The organism is uncultured Desulfovibrio sp., from assembly GCF_944324935.1.
Classification (GTDB): Bacteria; Desulfobacterota; Desulfovibrionia; order Desulfovibrionales; family Desulfovibrionaceae; genus Desulfovibrio.
Map to the genome: position 1 here is coordinate 22,432 of NZ_CALUYG010000007.1, position 16,119 is coordinate 38,550.

At 66.0% G+C, this 16,119-nt stretch carries 15 protein-coding genes; 14 read left to right on the plus strand and 1 reads right to left on the minus strand.

From position 1 onward, the window contains the following. Nucleotides 1-75: 75 nt before the first annotated feature. The 13 genes from Q0J54_RS02885 (at nt 76) to Q0J54_RS02945 (ending at nt 13,523) form a co-directional block, all read left to right on the plus strand. Nucleotides 76-2,595, plus strand: coding sequence for a tetratricopeptide repeat protein (locus tag Q0J54_RS02885; RefSeq protein WP_296303867.1), 2,520 nt, complete (start codon nt 76-78; stop codon nt 2,593-2,595). Between the two features lie 46 nt (nt 2,596-2,641). After that, on the plus strand, nt 2,642-3,856 hold the full coding sequence (locus tag Q0J54_RS02890) for a TerD family protein (RefSeq protein ID WP_296303868.1): 1,215 nt from the start codon (nt 2,642-2,644) through the stop codon (nt 3,854-3,856). Continuing rightward, nucleotides 3,835-4,260 carry a hypothetical protein gene (locus tag Q0J54_RS02895; protein WP_296303869.1) on the plus strand — a complete coding sequence of 142 codons (426 nt, stop codon included), beginning with the start codon at nt 3,835-3,837 and terminating at the stop codon, nt 4,258-4,260. The genes Q0J54_RS02890 and Q0J54_RS02895 overlap by 22 nt, the downstream gene beginning before the upstream one ends. Beyond that, entirely contained in the window at nt 4,242-4,805 is a 564-nt protein-coding gene (locus Q0J54_RS02900) for an ATP-grasp domain-containing protein (protein WP_296303870.1), read from the plus strand. The genes Q0J54_RS02895 and Q0J54_RS02900 overlap by 19 nt, the downstream gene beginning before the upstream one ends. A gap of 315 nt (nt 4,806-5,120) precedes the next feature. Then, nucleotides 5,121-6,050: an HpcH/HpaI aldolase/citrate lyase family protein gene (locus Q0J54_RS02905; RefSeq protein ID WP_296303872.1), complete on the plus strand. Its 930-nt coding sequence runs from the start codon at nt 5,121-5,123 to the stop codon at nt 6,048-6,050. 427 nt (nt 6,051-6,477) lie between these two features. Beyond that, entirely contained in the window at nt 6,478-6,933 is a 456-nt protein-coding gene (locus Q0J54_RS02910) for a tellurite resistance TerB family protein (RefSeq protein ID WP_296303873.1), read from the plus strand. Nucleotides 6,934-7,053: 120 nt separating this feature from the next. Further along, complete coding sequence (locus tag Q0J54_RS02915) at nt 7,054-7,629, plus strand: TerD family protein (RefSeq protein ID WP_296303874.1); 576 nt, start codon at nt 7,054-7,056, stop codon at nt 7,627-7,629. A 558-nt stretch (nt 7,630-8,187) separates the two neighbouring features. After that, the gene (locus Q0J54_RS02920) at nt 8,188-9,201 is read left to right on the plus strand and encodes a TerC/Alx family metal homeostasis membrane protein (protein WP_296303875.1); all 1,014 of its coding nucleotides are present in this window, start codon (nt 8,188-8,190) and stop codon (nt 9,199-9,201) included. A gap of 9 nt (nt 9,202-9,210) precedes the next feature. Beyond that, on the plus strand, nt 9,211-9,789 hold the full coding sequence (locus Q0J54_RS02925) for a TerD family protein (protein ID WP_296303876.1): 579 nt from the start codon (nt 9,211-9,213) through the stop codon (nt 9,787-9,789). Between the two features lie 16 nt (nt 9,790-9,805). Continuing rightward, nucleotides 9,806-10,381, plus strand: coding sequence for a TerD family protein (locus Q0J54_RS02930; protein WP_296303877.1), 576 nt, complete (start codon nt 9,806-9,808; stop codon nt 10,379-10,381). Between the two features lie 157 nt (nt 10,382-10,538). Further along, nucleotides 10,539-11,642, plus strand: a complete 1,104-nt coding sequence (locus tag Q0J54_RS02935; RefSeq protein ID WP_296303878.1) for a phosphoribosyltransferase domain-containing protein — start codon at nt 10,539-10,541, stop codon at nt 11,640-11,642. After that, on the plus strand, nt 11,635-12,432 hold the full coding sequence (locus Q0J54_RS02940) for a hypothetical protein (RefSeq protein WP_296303879.1): 798 nt from the start codon (nt 11,635-11,637) through the stop codon (nt 12,430-12,432). Before Q0J54_RS02935 ends, Q0J54_RS02940 begins: the two co-directional genes overlap by 8 nt. After that, nucleotides 12,432-13,523 (plus strand): cysteine protease StiP family protein, encoded by a 1,092-nt coding sequence (locus Q0J54_RS02945; RefSeq protein ID WP_296303880.1) that lies wholly within the window; start codon nt 12,432-12,434, stop codon nt 13,521-13,523. Before Q0J54_RS02940 ends, Q0J54_RS02945 begins: the two co-directional genes overlap by 1 nt. A 196-nt stretch (nt 13,524-13,719) precedes the next feature. On the opposite strand, the gene Q0J54_RS02950 is transcribed toward Q0J54_RS02945, so the two are convergent. Further along, nucleotides 13,720-14,433 (minus strand): hypothetical protein, encoded by a 714-nt coding sequence (locus Q0J54_RS02950; protein WP_296303881.1) that lies wholly within the window; start codon nt 14,431-14,433, stop codon nt 13,720-13,722. Nucleotides 14,434-14,600: 167 nt separating this feature from the next. On the opposite strand from Q0J54_RS02950, the gene Q0J54_RS02955 reads away from it, so the two are divergent. Beyond that, nucleotides 14,601-15,812: an HlyD family efflux transporter periplasmic adaptor subunit gene (locus Q0J54_RS02955; protein ID WP_296303882.1), complete on the plus strand. Its 1,212-nt coding sequence runs from the start codon at nt 14,601-14,603 to the stop codon at nt 15,810-15,812. The last annotated feature ends 307 nt before the right edge of the window (nt 15,813-16,119 follow it).

The window sequence follows — 16,119 nt, forward strand, 5'->3', positions numbered from 1 at the left end:
AAAGGGCGGCCATGCTGCGGGAAAAGTCATGGATTTGTCTAGACATGTGACCGTACCGCGGCATACCATGAACGGATGAAGACGGAAAAGACCTCACCGAGCCTGACGCGTGGCGACCTCATGGAAATGGATGCCCAGCTCTTTGCCGAGCTGCGGCGCGTGATCCCCTGTACGGGCTGCGCCCTGTATTTCCCCACTGACGTGCCGTCACGGCGGCCGGAACTGCTGGCCGGGGAGCGGCGTCTTCTCCTGCCGCTCTGGCGGGGGGAGACGCCCCTGGCTGTGGCCATGCTGCATGGCGTGCGTGTGCGCGAGACACGCCAGGCCCTGCCGCTGCTGCCCGCCGTGGCGGACATCTGCCTGGATCTGCTGGAACGTACCCGCGGCGAGCGTACCGATGCCGTGACCGGTCTGGCCACGGAGCATCAGCTCTACGCACGCATGGAGGAGGAGGCCGCCCGCGTCCGCGAGCAGCTTGCCGACCCCACGGCCGAGGATTCGCACGGCGTTTCGCTGCACCGTCTCTGCATGGGGCTCGTGCTGGTGCGGATGAGCAACGGCAGGGAGCTGGCCGAGACATACGGCTACGCCTTTACCGACGGCCTGCTGCGGCAGGTGGCGGATGCCCTGCGGGCGGAGCTGCCGGGCAACGTCATGGCGGCGCGTGTGGGGCGCTTCGGCATGGCGATGCTCATGCCCAGCAGCAGCGGACGCAAGGTCTGTCAGCGGCTGGCACAGGAGGCCCTGCGGCGCATGGCCGGCGTGGAGCGGCGCTGCGGGGTGACGTGTAAGCTGGTGCGCCCCCGGCTGTGCGCGGGACACGCCGTCTATCCGCAGGACATGGAAGGGCCGGAGTTCGGTCTGTCCATGTACGAGCAGGCGCGGCGCTTCATGGAGCGGGCCCGGCTGGCTGCCCGTGAGGCGGCCAAGAGCGGCGTTCCCGGACGCATCATGTCCTTTGCGCGCATCCTGCAGGAAGGCGGCGTCATCGTGGAGTGCCTCGGCATGGGCCGGGTGCGGATCAGCCTGGGCCTGCGGGCCAAGGCTCGCGAGGGCCAGCGCTTCGCCGTCTGGGAACCGGATGCGGAAGGCCGCCGGCGGCTGCGGGGCGAGGTGGTGCTCCTGCTGGTGCGCGAACAGGATGCCGTGGCTGAGACCCTGCAATTGACCGACGCGGCGCGCCCGCTGGCCGTGGGACAGCGGCTGGCCCTGCTGGACGAGGCGGCGGCTTTCGACGGTGAAGAAGGCATTCTGGCCGAAGACGGACGGCTGCCGCGTGAGGACGGTGGCGGGGAGTCGTCCGCCAGAAGCGCCGGGACGGCCGACAGTGACGCCGCGGCCCCACGCCCCGTTGCGGACGTGACGGCGGGAACGGAGCAGCCGGCGCTGTGCGGCAGCGGCGACGGGCTGGAGGGCTTTCTCGGGCATGGCGAGTTCATGCGTGCCCTGCGCCGGCATGCGGAGGATCTCAATCATTTTTCGCTGGCGCTGCTACGCCTTGAGCTGGGCGGCCAGCCGGCGGAGGGCGTTTCGCCCTGCGCGGCGCTGGGGCAGGCGGCGGGCTTCTGGCGGCAGGGATATGCCGGGCAGGGCCCGGCGGCGGGGGCCGGCGTGTTGTGCGGGCTGTACGGCGGCAACGGGCTCGTGTTCTATCATCCCGACACGGACGGAGAGCGGTTGCGTCCGCTGTACGAAACTATCTGCCGGGCGCTGGATGCGCAGGGCGTGCGCGCAGCCTGCGGTCTGGCAAGCTATCCCTTTTTGCGCTTCCGCAAGGGCGAGATGCTGGAATGTACGCTGAAGGCACTGGAATATGCCCTTCTCCTGCCCGCGCCGCATGTGGGCATCTGCAACTCGCTGGCCCTCAACATCAGCGCGGACAGGCGCTACAGCCAGGGCGACATCTTCGGGGCGGTGGAAGAGTACAAGCTGGCCCTGCTGGCCGATGAAGACAATGTGCTGGCCCGCAATTCGCTGGGCGTCTGCATGGCCGCGCTCGGGCGACACCATGAGGCGCGGCGGCATTTTCTCGAGGCGCTGAAACGCTGCGCCGAGCCCGGCCAGATAGCCCAGACCCGCTACAATCTGGGCACGGTGTGCCAGCATCTGGGCGAACGCCGTACGGCGGCGCGCTATTTCCGGCAATGCCTTGCCGCGGAACCGGAACATCTGTACGCCCACCTGCGGCTCGGGCAGCTGTGCGAGGAAGGCGGGCGGCGCAACGAGGCTCGCCGCTTCTATGAGGAGGCGGCCCGCATCGAGGACAGCCTGCGCGAAGGCAAACAGGACGGCGGGCCCAGCCTCGCCCGGCGCTATCTGGCGCGGGTGGCGGCACGGCAGCGTCGCGGGGGCGAAGCCCGCGAGCTCCTGCACGAGGCTCTCTTGCGCGACCCCAACGACGCGGCCTCCATGTTGCTCATGGCCCGTCTTTATCTGGACGGCAACGAGGATCCCTCCGTGGCCGAGCTGCTGGCGCGCAAGAGCGTGCGCCTGCACGATACGGCGGAGGGCTGGCAGGTGCTTGCCCGGGCCCTGCGCGCCCAGGACCGGGAAGATGAAGCCCGTCTGGCGGAGGCACGCATCCCTTCGGCCTGAGACGCAAACCGGAACGGCGCCCCGTGCGCCATGCAAAGGAGAGATCATGACGCAGACTCTTGTTCCCGGACAGAATTGTCCCGTCCCCGCATCCCTGCTTTCCGTCAGCATCAGGGCCGGAGCCGCGGCCGACTTTTCCGCGTTTCGTCTCTTTGCCGGCGGCAAGACGCGCCGGGACGAGGACTTCGTGTTCTACGGGCAGAAAAGGAATGATGACGGCACCATCTCGCTCAGCCACGACGCCTGCTCCGGCGTGTTCAGCGTGGATCTGGCCCGGCTTGCACCGGATGTGGAAAAGGTGGCCCTTGCCGTCACCTCGGACTTCCCCACCGTCGCGCGCCTGTCGTCCCTGACGCTGGAGGCCGCGCAGGGGGCGGAGTGCCTGCTGCGCTGTTCGGTCGAGGTGGTGCGCCATGATGAGGCGGCCCTGATCCTGGGCGAGTTCTACCGGCGCAACGGGCAGTGGAAGTTTCGTTTCGTGGCGCAGGGCTTCCGGGGCGGTCTCAAACCGCTTGCCGAGTTCTACGGTGTGGATGTGGCGGACGATGCCCCCGTGCCTCCCTGTCCGGCCTCTTCCGGTCCCGCGCATCCCGGCCAGGCTCCGTCCCGTCCGGCCCCGGCCGGCGCATCCGCGTCGTCCCGGCCCGCCAGTCTGGGCAAGATCGTGCTCACCAAGGCCTCTCCGCGCATCGACCTGACCAAGCATACTCTTGCCGGGGGCATGTACCGCGTCAATCTCAACTGGAACCGCGCCTTCACGAGCCGGCCGAGCGGCCTTGCCGGGCTGTTCAACCGCAATAACGGCATCGATCTGGATCTGGCCGCCTATGTCCGCCTGAAAAACGGGGATAAGACCATCGTCCAGGCCCTTGGGAAGCGGTTCGGCTCGCTGGAGCAGCCACCCTTCGTCAAGCTGCTGGGCGACGACCGCACGGGCAGTCAGGCCGACGGTGAATGGATCCACATCAACGGCGACCGCATCGACGATCTGGCGGAGATCATCATCTTTACTTTCATCTATGCCGGCGCTCCCAACTGGAACGCCACGGATGCCGAGGTGCGCGTGGACATCCCGGGCCAGCCCAGGATCGAGACGCGGCTTGTCGACGGCAATGAGCCGCTGCCCATGTGCGCCATCGCGCGCATCATCAATAGCGGCGGCAAGCTGAGCATCGAGCGTCTTGAGCGGTATTTTCGCGGCCATGAGGATATGGACCGCTTTTTCGGCTGGGGGTTCACATGGCGGGCGGGCTGGAAGTGACGCCGCGGGGCGGCGTGTGCTGGCTTGCGGAAGGCTACGCCTCCCAACGGGACATGGCGCTGGCCATCAAGGCGGCCTGCCTCGACGTGCGGCTGCTTGTTTCGCACCGGGACGACCGGCGGGAAATACTGAGCTGCGGCGACATCGCCCTGCGCGAATCCCGTGACGAGGAGGAGCGCGCCGCCTTCATCGAGGAGGTCATCCGGCGTCATGCCGTGACGGTTCTCCATGCCGGGCGGCGCGGCCGCTGGTTCGAAGGCCGCCGCGCGCGTCTGGAATCGCTGGTGTGCGGCTTTCGACCGGGGTCTGCCGGGAAGCGGACTTCGCGCTGGCCGACAACAAGCTCCGGTTTTCGACGCGGATGCGGGAGGCCGGGCTTCCTGTGGTGTCGGCCCTGTCCATAGAGCGGGCCGAGGATCTGCGCGAGGCGCTGTGCACGTCGCCCTTCAGGGCCGCCCGCTTGTGCGTCAAGCCGGTACAGGGCGTCTACGGGCAGGGCTTCCGCATCCTCGACGACAGCGTCGGCCTGCGCGACGTGCTGGCGGATACGGCGGGACGGCGCGTGCCGTCCGCCTGGTACCTCCGCCTGCTGGAGGAATCGTCCGATCCGCTGCTGCTCATGCCCTATTGCGGCGGGGACGAGTATTCCGTGGACATGCTCGTACGGCAGGAGCGCGCGCTCTGCGCCGTGCAGCGGCGCAAATACGGGCCCCTGCAGGACCTGGAAGCGCCCGGCAAGGCGACGGAGATCGCGTATGAATGCGCCCGCCCGCTGGGATGCGACGGACTGGTCAATATCCAGCGCATCGAGGCGGAAAAGGCCCCCCTCTCCTGCTGGCAGCCAGTTTGCGGCCTTCCGGCGGCATCGGCAACGGCCTTGCCGCGGGATGCAATCTGCCCGCCCTGTGGGCGGGGCTCATGTTGGGCAGGCTGGACCCGGAAGAGATAGCGCGAGGCGCCGTGCGGGTTCTCCGGCCGGTGACCATCCGTCCGCTGACGGTGGCTGTCCCTCTTCCCCCGGCAGGCGGGGAGGGGCAAGGGGCGGCGAAGGCCGCCGTATCCGGCAGCGACGACAGGGAAGACCGGACAGGCTCGGGAACGCCGGCATGGCTTGTCGGGCGTTGATATAATTTGTAACATAAATGTAACCAAAAAAACACCACAGCGGCACGGTTTGTGATAAACTAAAAAAATAAGCAGAACACGACGGCGGCAAGCAAGCGCGGACACCGCCGTGCAGATCGCGTCATCCTGGAGAAAACGCATGGAACGGCTTTCCCCCTATGCTGTGGGGACGACTCTTTATGTGCCTTCGACCGCCTGGAAATACATGGAAAATATCCTCGCGGGAAAATACGGCGTTCTTCCCTGCGTCACGCTCTGTCTCGAGGATTCCATCGACAGCGGCGAAGTGGCGCGGGGCATGGAGTGCATCGGACGCTTCCTTGCGGCGGCACGGCAGAGCGACGGCCTGCCCCATATCTTCATCCGGCCGCGTGACGGCGACAATCTTTCCGCCCTGCTGGACAGGGGCGGCCTCGAAGGCATCGCCGGATTCGTCCTGCCGAAATTCCGGCTTGTCGATCTGCCTGACTGGGAACGGCGTCTGCGGGGAGAACCGTACCTCTGGATGCCGACGCTGGAGACGGCGGACGCATTCGATCCCGCCGCCATGCGGGAGCTGGCTGATGCGCTGCTGGCCGGACCGGGCCGGGAGCGCATCGTGGCGTTGCGGACAGGCGGCAATGATCTGCAGCAACAGCTTGGGGTGCGGCGAAGCGGACGGCATACGGTGTATGAGGGCCCGCTGGGCTATGTCCTCGGCATGCTGTCCACCATATTTTTGCCGCGCGGCTTCGCGCTGACGGCGCCGGTTTTCGAGCTGCTGGACGATGAAGCGCTGCTGGCCGCCGAGCTTGAGCGCGACATCCTGCACGGCTTTTGCGGCAAGACCGCCATCCATCCCGCACAGCTGGGCCATATCCAGGCCGCCTTCAGGGTCACCCCGGAAGAGGCGGCCACCGCGTGCGCCATACTGGAAAAGGAGAAGGCCGTATTCCGTTTTGACGGCAGGATGTGCGAACCGGCCACGCATTCCCACTGGGCCCGGAAGATCCTGGAGCGCAGGGAGGTTTTTGGGGAGAGCGGGACGCAGGCTGAGCCGGACGGCGGGAGCGCCGCGGGCCTTCCGTGAGAAGCGTTTTGCGCGTCAGGCGCTTGATGTAAATTTTACAGTTGTTCCAGAGGGGAAAAGGCTTGCCCCGCATGCGCCGCATGCTTGCAAGGCTCTCCCCCATATTCAGAGAGTATTTTCTGTTTGAAACGCTGCGCGTTTCAAACCATATGGCCTGCCGTTTCGCGGGCAACGCGGTTTTTCCGCCTGGTTTGGGCCGGGCGGCGCTGTGACGCCGCCTCGCGTTCCGCCTTTTCCAAAGGCAAAGCGCTCCCAAGGCACAGCGTGTTTACAGTCCCGAGATGAGACGTCATGTGCGCCGGAAGCGGCGGCGGCGAGAGATGCGGCAGGGCGTTGCCCGGGCCGCTTCCCCCGGCGGAGAATGTGTCGGGGGATGAGTTCCGTCCGTAAGGCGGCGCGACAACACTTAGCAAAGAAGGAGCATCCTATGGGTTTTCTGGATAATCTGAAGCAGAAGCTTGCCGAGGGACGCGGCAGGCTGGCCACGGAGGTCAGCCGTTTTCGCAATGCCACCTTCCTTGAAGGGGTCGTGGCGGGGGCCGTGATCATTTCCTTCGCCGACGGCGCGGTCACCTCGGAAGAGAAAAAGAAGCTCTGCGACTACATCAAGGTTTCCGAAGACTTGAAGTGCTTTGACACGGATGAGGTGGTGGCCGCCTTCAAAAAGATCGCGGACGCTTTCGATTTTGACATGGGCATCGGCAAGGCGGAAGCCCTGAAAAAGGTCGGCAGGCTGCGCGGCAAGGACGAGCAGGCCCGCCTGCTTGTCCGTGTGGCCATCGTCATCGCCAAAAGCGACGGCAACTTTGACGACAGCGAGAAACGGGCTGTCCGTGAGATCTGCGCGGAACTGAATGTGCCCGTTGAAGACTTTGACTGCTGAAGGGATGATGAGAAGCTCCGCGGCGCGGAATGGAGGGACACGCAGCGGCAGGCGGCAGCGGTGCGGCCGGCGGATGCCGGCGGCCATGCGGCAGAAACGACCTCCTCAAAGGAAAGAACCATGTCTGTATCTCTGGTGAAAGGCGGCAATGTTTCTCTGACCAAGGAAGCCCCCGGGCTGGAAAGCGTGGTCGTGGGGCTGGGCTGGGATGTGCGCGCGACCGATGGCGAAGCCTTCGACCTCGACGCCAGCTGCTTTCTGCTCAACGGCGAGGGCAAGGTGCGCTCCGACGCCGACTTCATTTTCTACAACAACAAGACGTCGGCCTGCGGATCCGTGCAGCATCTGGGCGATAATCTGACCGGCGAAGGGGATGGCGACGACGAGAAGGTCGTGGTCAAGCTGGGCGCCATGCCCGCCGATGTGATGAAGCTGGCCTTTGCCGTCACCATCCATGAGGCGGAGCAGCGCCGTCAGAACTTCGGCATGGTGTCCAATGCCTTTATCCGCGTCGTCAACGAAAAGGACGGCAAGGAGATCACCCGCTTCGATCTGAGCGAGGACGCCAGCACCAATACCAGCCTCATTTTCGGGGAACTCTACCGTCACAATGGCGAATGGAAGTTCCGCGCCGTGGGACAGGGCTTCGACGGCGGGCTGGGAGCGCTGGCCCGCAACTACGGCGTGAACGTCTAAACCGGCTTCGGCGGCGGGCGGTCGCGCCGCGGGTGGCGCGGCCGTCCGTGCAGGCAGGCGCAAAAAGGCTTTTTCGCCCTGCGAGGACGGCGTCTCGTGCAGGCGTTGTCCACAAGCATTTTTCGTTGGAAACGCTGTGCGCTCCAAACCATACGGCCTGCCGTTTCGCGGGAAAAAAACGTGGTTTTTCCGTTGACGTCTGGCCGGGCGGCGTTGTGCCGCCGCCTCTCGTTTGTCTTTTTCAAGGCAAATCGCTCGTGTGTCGACAGGGCATTGCTCCGGCGCGGGCAGGCCTGCCGCTTTCGGGACGTTACGGCTTTCCCGCCGCGAGGGGCGGAAAGGGGCGACCAGCAGGGCGGCTGCGTCTTTCCCGAACCGGCGTGACGCCATGCCCCGGATATGAGCAGGCGCGCCCGGCCCGCTTGCGGCCGGGAGCGCCTGCATGGGGCGGGAGTGCGGGAGTGCGGTCGCGCCATTGGCGGCCGCGTGCCGACGGCACGGTATGGGCAAAGCGCGTCATCCTGCGGCAAACCGGCAACAGCCACAAGGTAATCGATCATGGAACATCTGGGCTTTCCCACGGAAACGGTCGTCATTTTTGGCGTGACCGTCATCCTCTCTCTTTTTCTTGACCTGTTCGCGCACAAACGCGATGCCGACGTGACGCTGAAAAGCGCCTGCCTCTGGACCATTTTCTGGATCGCGGTCTCCATCGCCTTCGGCATCTACCTCTACATCCATCACGGCAGCGACATGGCGAGCCTGTTCTTCACCGGTTATGTGCTGGAAAAGGTGCTGTCGGTGGACAACCTTTTCGTCATCATGGCCATTTTCTCCTGGTTCTCCATCCCCAACGAATTCCGTCACCGCGTGCTCTACTGGGGGGTGCTGGGGGCCATCGTCTTTCGCGCCATCTTCGTGGCCATCGGCACGGGCCTGCTTTCCTTCGGTCCGTATGTGGAGCTGATCTTTGCCGCCATGGTGGCCTACACCGGCTTTGTCATGCTCAAAAAGGGCGATCAGGAAGAAGAGATCGAGGACTATTCCTCCCATATCGCCTACAAGGGCGTGAAGCGCATCTTCCCCATGTGGCCGCGCCTGCACGGGCATGACTTCTTCATCGCCCGCAGGCACGCGACGGAAGAAGCCTCCCGGCTGGGGATAACGGTGGAGGGCATGAGCCACAAGATACCCTTCGTGGCGACCCCGCTCTTCCTCTGTCTCGCGGTCATCGAGGTCAGCGACGTCATGTTCGCCTTTGACTCGGTGCCGGCCGTTATCGCCGTCAGCCGTGAACCGCTGATCATCTACTCGGCCATGATCTTCGCCATCCTCGGTCTGCGAAGCCTCTATTTTGTGCTGGAAGCCATGAGCCGTTATCTGGTACACTTGGAAAAGGCCGTCATCGTGCTGCTCTTCTTCATCGCGGCAAAGCTGCTGCTCTCCGCGCTCAAGCACGGTTTCGGCATCGGCTTCGAGCTGTCGCCCCACTTCTCGCTGGTCGTGGTGCTGGCGGTTCTGGCCGTCGGCATCATCGCCTCCATTATCAGCGCAACACAAAGGAAAAACTAGGAGTAGCACATGAGCGTCAGCCTTATCAAAGGACAGAAGATCTCCCTTGACAAGGAGTCGGGGAAGACCCTGAACAAGGTCTTCATGGGGCTTGGCTGGGATGCCGTCAAGAAAGGCGGCTTTCTGGGACGCCTGGTGGGCGGGGGCGACATCGACCTTGACGCCTCCTGCGTACTGTTCTCCGCGGACAAGCAGCCGCTGGACGTCGTCTACTTCGGCCAGCTCAAGAGCAGGGACGGCAGCATCATCCACTCCGGCGACAATCTGACCGGCGACGGAGAGGGGGACGACGAAGTCATCAACGTCACGCTGGCCAAGGTCCCCGCCGAGGTGAATTATCTCGTCTTTACCGTCAGCAGCTACCGCGGACAGACTTTCAATGAGGTGGCCAACGCCTATTGTCGTCTGGTGGACGACAGCGGGAAGGAAGTCGCCCGCTACACCATCAGCGGCGGCGGCGACTACACGGCCATGATCATGGCCAAGCTCTACCGCCATAACGGCGAATGGAAAATGCAGGCCGTGGGCGAATCCATGCGCGGCAAGACCGTTGCCGACATGATCGGCCCCATCAGCGCGATCCTCTAACGACAGGAGCACTCCCATGTCCGTATCCCTCGTCAAAGGCGGCAACGTTTCGCTTTCCAAGGAAGAACCGGGTATCGAGTCCATCATGGTCGGCCTGGGCTGGGACGCCCGCAGCACCGACGGCAACGATTTCGACCTTGACGCCTCCTGCTTCCTCCTGAACGCCTCCGGCAAGGTCCGCAGCGACAGCGATTTCATCTTCTACAACAACCTCAAGTCCGCCTGCGGCGCCGTGGAGCACACCGGCGACAACCGCACCGGCGTCGGCGACGGCGATGACGAAGCCATCAACGTCGAACTGTCGCGCATCCCCGCCGACGTGAGCAAACTGGCCTTCACGGTGACCATCCATGAGGCCGACCAGCGCCGCCAGAACTTCGGCATGGTGTCCAACGCCTTCATCCGCATCGTCAACCGCAAGACCGGCCGCGAGGTGGCCCGCTTCGACCTGAGCGAAGATGCCAGCACCAATACGGCCATCATCTTTGGCGAAGTCTACCGGCACAACAACGAATGGAAGTTCCGGGCCGTGGGGCAGGGCTATGATGGCGGGCTTGGCCCCCTTGCCCGCAACTACGGCGTCAACGTCTAACTGTTTGGGCCGGGCCGGGAGCGGCGCACGTCGGCCGTTCCCGGCACGCCGGCACAGGCCGCCGCATGGCGGGGCCTGCGGCCCTGCCCGGAGCGGAGGCATGCCCCGCGGCGGAAGAAGGGCGGGGCGGCAAGCGGCTGCCGGAAGGAGCAAGGGGATGGAGAAACTCGTGCAGACCTACGCCGCCGGACGGCTCGAACTGGAGATCGCCCGGGCCGACCTGCCGGCGGAGGCGCTGTTCGACTTTGCCGAACGGCAGAACCCTCGCCGGGTCTTTCTTTTCGTCAGCAAGGTGCTGGGGCGGCATATCCCCGTGACGCCGTCCGTCATGCGGGACGTGCAGCAGCGCCTTGCCGACAGCATCACGCTGCCGCCGGACATGCAGACCCTCTTCGTCGGCATGGCGGAGACCGCCGTGGGGCTTGGCGCCGGGGTGTTTCGCCGCTGCCGGGAAACATGCCCGGACAGCTGCTATCTGGCCTCCACGCGCCATACCTTTGCCGCGCCCCGTCTGGCGGAATTCGACGAAGCCCACAGTCATGCCATGCGGCATATCCTCTACCGGCCGCGCGGCGTCACCCTCGGGGAGAAGCCCTTGCATCTCGTGGCCGTCGACGACGAGATGACGACGGGAGACACCTTCCTGCATCTTTGCGAGGCCCTGCACGGCGCGGGCCTGCCGCTGCGGCGCGTGACCCGCGTGGTCATCGTGGACTGGAGCCCGGCTGCGGCCAAGGCGGCCCTGCCCTGGCCCGGCGAGGTGATAAGCCTGCTGCAGGGGACGTGGCACTGGACGCCGACGCCCGGCTATCCGCCGACGCCCTTCCCCGCGCGCGTGGAGCAGGGCGCTGGCGGCGAACCGGTGAGCCGGCGGCAGGACTGGGGCCGCTTCGGCATGCTGGAGCCCGACTTGCAGCCGTGGCCGGAAGTGCGCGAGCAGCCGGGAAGGCGCGTACTCGTGCTGGGTACCGGCGAATTCGTCTGGCCGCCTTTCCTGCTGGCCGAGCGGCTGGAGCGGGAGGGAGCCGACGTGCGCTTCGGCGCGACGACGCGTTCGCCCATCAAGCCGGGGCTGGCCATCCGCCACCGGCTGGAGCATGGCGACAATTACGGTTTCGGCATCAGCAACTACCTGTACAACGTCGATCCCGAGGCCTACGACAGCATCTACCTTTGCTGCGAGACGGGAGCCGAGGCCCTCGACAGGGAGCTGCTGCGCCATCTGCACAAGGCGGTCGTGCTGGAGTATGACCATGCCTGAGTCCGCGCCCGTGTCCGCGGGGAGGAGGCCGCTCTTTTTTCTCGATCTGGACGACACCCTGTTCCAGACGGCGCGCAAGATGAGCGAGGCCCAGCGGGAGCGGGCCGTCGTGGCGGCCGTGGACAGGCAGGGCAAACCCAGCTCCTTTATGACCGAGACGCAACGGAATCTTCTGGACTGGCTCAATGAGAACGCCTGTCTCATCCCCGTGACAGGCCGCGGGACCGAGGAGCTGGGGCGGGTGCGCATCGCCTTCCGTTCCTGGAGGATCGCCACTCACGGGGCCGTCATCCTCACCCCGGACGGCAGCGAGGACGCCGTCTGGCGGGAGCGCATCCTCGGCATCGTGCGGCCGTTGCGGGACGAGCTGCGTCACATCGCCCAGTGCTGCACGGACTATTTCGTCCGGCGGGGCTATGATGCCTTTGCCCGCATCAATCAGGAATACGGCACGGACATCTACCTCGTCATGAAGCATCGGGACAACAGCCGCCTGCCGGAGCTGTACGCCGTCGTGGATGACGTCCTTTCCGGGCTGGATCGCTCGCATTTCGTCCTGTCCAGCAACGACAACAACATCAGCCTGCTGCCGCGCGGCATCGACAAGGCCGCCGCTCTCCGCCATCTGCTGGACACGCTGGATGCGGAAGGCGGCGCGCGGCCTACCGTCGGGCTTGGCGACAGTCTGAGCGACATGCCCTTTCTTGCCCTGTGCGACTGGTGGGGCATGCCCCGCCACAGTCAGCTGGCAGGCGCAGTGGGGCGTATCGTGGGGGAGGGAGAGCGGTGATGGAGGCAGGACAGTTCTTTTCCGGCTCCTACGCGCCGGAGGACATCACCTTTCTGCTGCGCAAGACCGTTATCGAGCTGACGCCGGTAGCGGAAAAGGAAGTCTGGCTCCAGAGCGGGCAGCGTCACTACTCGGAGATGCTCAGCGAGGAGAGCGTCCCCACGCCGGAACATATGGCCATCTACGCGCAAGCCTTGCAGCACGGCAAGGCGCGACTGGCACGCGAGACGCTCGCCCTGGCTGCCGCCATCGCCGCCCGGCCGGACGCGGGCGGGCCCATCGGGCTGGTCAGCCTGGTGCGTGCCGGCTGCCCGCTGGGCGTGCTGCTGCGTCGGGCCCTTGTTCGCATGGGGAAGGACGTCCGGCATTTCGGCATCAGCATCATCCGGGACAGGGGGCTGGATCATGCCGCGCTCTCTCTGGTGGAGCGGGAATGCCCCCCGGAAAACATCTATTTTGTGGACGGCTGGACCGGCAAGGGGGCCATCAGCGGCGAGCTGGCGCGGACGCTGGCCGCACGCCCCGGCTATGCGCAGCGACCGCCGCGTCTGACGGTGCTGGCCGACCTCTGCGGCACAAGCTGGCTGGCCGCCTCCTGCGAGGACTGGCTGATCCCCTTCGGCCTGCTGGGCGCGCCGGTGGCCGGGCTCATCTCCCGCTCCCTCTGGGCCGATGACGGCCTGCACAAGTGCATGCTCTGGGAGTCCCTGCGGCATGTGGATCAGACGCGCGCATTCGTCGATACGGTCTCCGCACTCTGGACGGATGACATGCTGGCCGAGGCGCAGCGCCACCCCGCCGTGGCCGATCCCTCGCAGTACGCCGCCCTGCACCGGCAGTCCGGGGATCTGGTGGCACGTCTCATGCGGCGGTTCGCCATCGACGCCGCCAACCGGATCAAACCCGGCATAGCGGAAGCGACGCGGGCGCTCTTGCGCCGGGTTCCGGAACATGTGCTCGTCAGCCGCCGCGCGGACCCCGATGTGCGCCTGCTGCTGGGGCTGGCGGCACGGCACGGCATCCCCGTGGAAGAAGCCGGCGACGCCATCCTGCCGTACAAGGCCGTGACCATCATCCGCAAGGTGCGCTGAGGTCGGAGCGCATCACGCTTTTTTAGGCTCAGGACCCATGACGTTTTTTGAGGGGGGGAAGCCCCCTTTGCTCTGCCGTCGATGCCTGTAAGGCTTCTTCGTCGCCCAACAGACATCGACAGCGGATCTGCCACCTTCCGCGCCGGCGGAGGGGGCCCCTTCCCCCCCCCAAACAAGCAGCAAATGGTGTTTGTCCCTAAAGGCTGTGCTCTTCCAGTCCGCCGGGCGTGGCGGCGTCGTTCTTTCCGGCTGCGGGCGGTTCGGTGACCTGTTGCAGGCCCGGGACGGAATCCTGCACCGGGGTGGCGGGCTCGCTGCTGTCGTTGCCCTCGCCGCGCAGGACGAGCGCGTGGTTGACGTACATGGTGCAGGCCAGCCCGTAGCATTCGTACAACGCGGCCACGCTGGCCTTGAGGGGCTGGCCCTTGTGCGCGGGGGGCGACACCAGCAGATAGTAGGTACGCACGCGCGAGCCGCGCAGGGGCTCCACCCGGCAGGAGACGAGCCATTCGTCCGAGCCGTTGTCGTCCCAGTCAAGTTCGCCGAGCATGGCCACGGTGACGATCTGGGTGGGGTGGCGGAGCGTAAAGCCGTTCTCGCGCAGGCTCACCCGGCTGGAAGGCGTGCGGGTGGCGTGGAAGGTCTCACCAAGGTAGACGTGCCCGCCGGTGTCGTCAAAGAGGAAGTCCGGCGACAGGGTGTTGTAGAGGATATCGCCGTACGGCCGGGAGGCGGCCGGGCGGGAATAATAGTCGCCTTCCTGCGTCAGCAGTTTGCGGGCGCGCATCTCTTCGGGCATGCGGCGGCTCATTTCCGCAAAGCCCTTGTCGTCGATGACGGCGACCGTGCGGGTGCCGCAGCCCGTCAGCAGGAGGAGACAGCACAAAAGTGCCGCGAAACGTGCAGACATGGATATTCTCCCAGAAAAATTTGGCCGGGCCGGCCGGGAAAGGCTTCTTGTAAGCAGGCTTGTGCCTGTTGTAAAGTACGTCAGGAAGAGGGCGCACGGGGCGCGGGTCACAGCGCCCGCAGCGCCCACAGCGCGAAGTAGTCGTGCCTGAAAGGGCGGGAGGGTGTATGGCCGAACCGATGTACCTGGAAATGCCGACGGGCGAGGCCCCCGGTGAGCCGCAACGGCCGGGAACGGAAAAAGACGGGCGTCTTGCAAGCTGCCGGAGATGGCTGCGCTGGCTGCCGTTGAGCGTCGTGCTGGCCGCTCTGCTGCTGGTGCTGGCGCTCTGGTGGCTTTCCGCCGGGGGGCGGGAAAGTCGCTGGGCCGTGCTGGACGCCAATATGGTTCCTGTCATGGCGGACTACAGCGTCCCGCTGCGGCAGGTGATGGCCCAGCCCGGCATGCATGTGGACGCCAATCAGGCGGTCGCCCGGCTGGATGTGAGCGCTTACGCCCGTCAGCTTGCCCGCGCGGGGCAGGAAGTGGCCGGCCTTGCGCCGGGCATGGAGGAAGCGGCCCAGCGCATGGAGCAGGCCCAGGCGGCCGAGCTGGATATGGTGACGCGGCTGGCCAGGGCGCGCAATGAGGAAGCGGTGAGCCTTGCGGAGCGGGATCGCAGCGTCACGGCGCATGTGCAGGCCCAGATAGCCCTGCGCGGCATACAGCCGTATCAGGGCAAGGCCGCCTATGAGCGGGCGCGTCAGGCGGAAGCCGCGGCGCGCACGCGCATGGAGCAGGCCCGCGAGGCCTACGAGAAGGCCAGCCGGGCGCGGGCGGCGCTTGATCAGGAATTGCAGCGCATCCGTACCGAGGTGCAGCTTGCCCGTACCCGGCAGGGACAGCCGCCTGTCCGGGCCAGTCAGCCGGCACAACTGCCGCCGCCGGACGAAAATCTCTATGCCCCGGTGAGCGGGACGGTGACGCAAGTCCTGCGTTCGGCCGGGCAGACCCTGCAACCGGGCAACCCCGTGCTGCTCATCGCGCCTGACGACTCGGCCGCCTGGTGGGTCATGGCCTACTATCCCGTGGAAGAGGCCGAAGGCATCAGCGCCGGCCAAGCCGTGCGCATCACGCTGGCGCGCGGGGCAACGGCCGCCGCCGCTCCGCGCGCGGGCGCGGGCACGGTCTGGAAGGGGACGGTGGAAGAAGTCTATCCGCCGCAGCTCATGACCGTGCCCGGCGCGGACGGCGCGGCGGGCGAGGGTGAGAGCGCTTCTCTCGTGGCCGTGCGCATCTCCCTGGAAGACGGAGCGGCGCTGGCGCAGGCGGCCTCCGCAGGCGCACGCCTGGACTGTGACATCCGCACGCGCAGCCTGCTGGGCTTTACGGGGCTGTAGGACTGAGCGCGGAAGGGCGCGGCGGCCAGCGTATCGTGGCCGAAGGAAAAGCTGATGGACGGTCACTGCCCGTACGGAAGGGACCGCCTCCATCCCGGAAATTTCGGGAAGAACGGGGCGATGCGCTTTGCCATGCGCGGCAGTCTGGCGCAATGCGGCGGCGTTCATGCCGCGTGCAGGGCGAAAGGCAGATAACGTGTTGACATATTACGCCTCATTTCCTAAAACTGTTGTGCCTGACAGGAGGAGCGGACCTTCCGGTGAAGGAAAGCCGCACCGTGCTCACGGGGGATGTGCAAGCATGGCC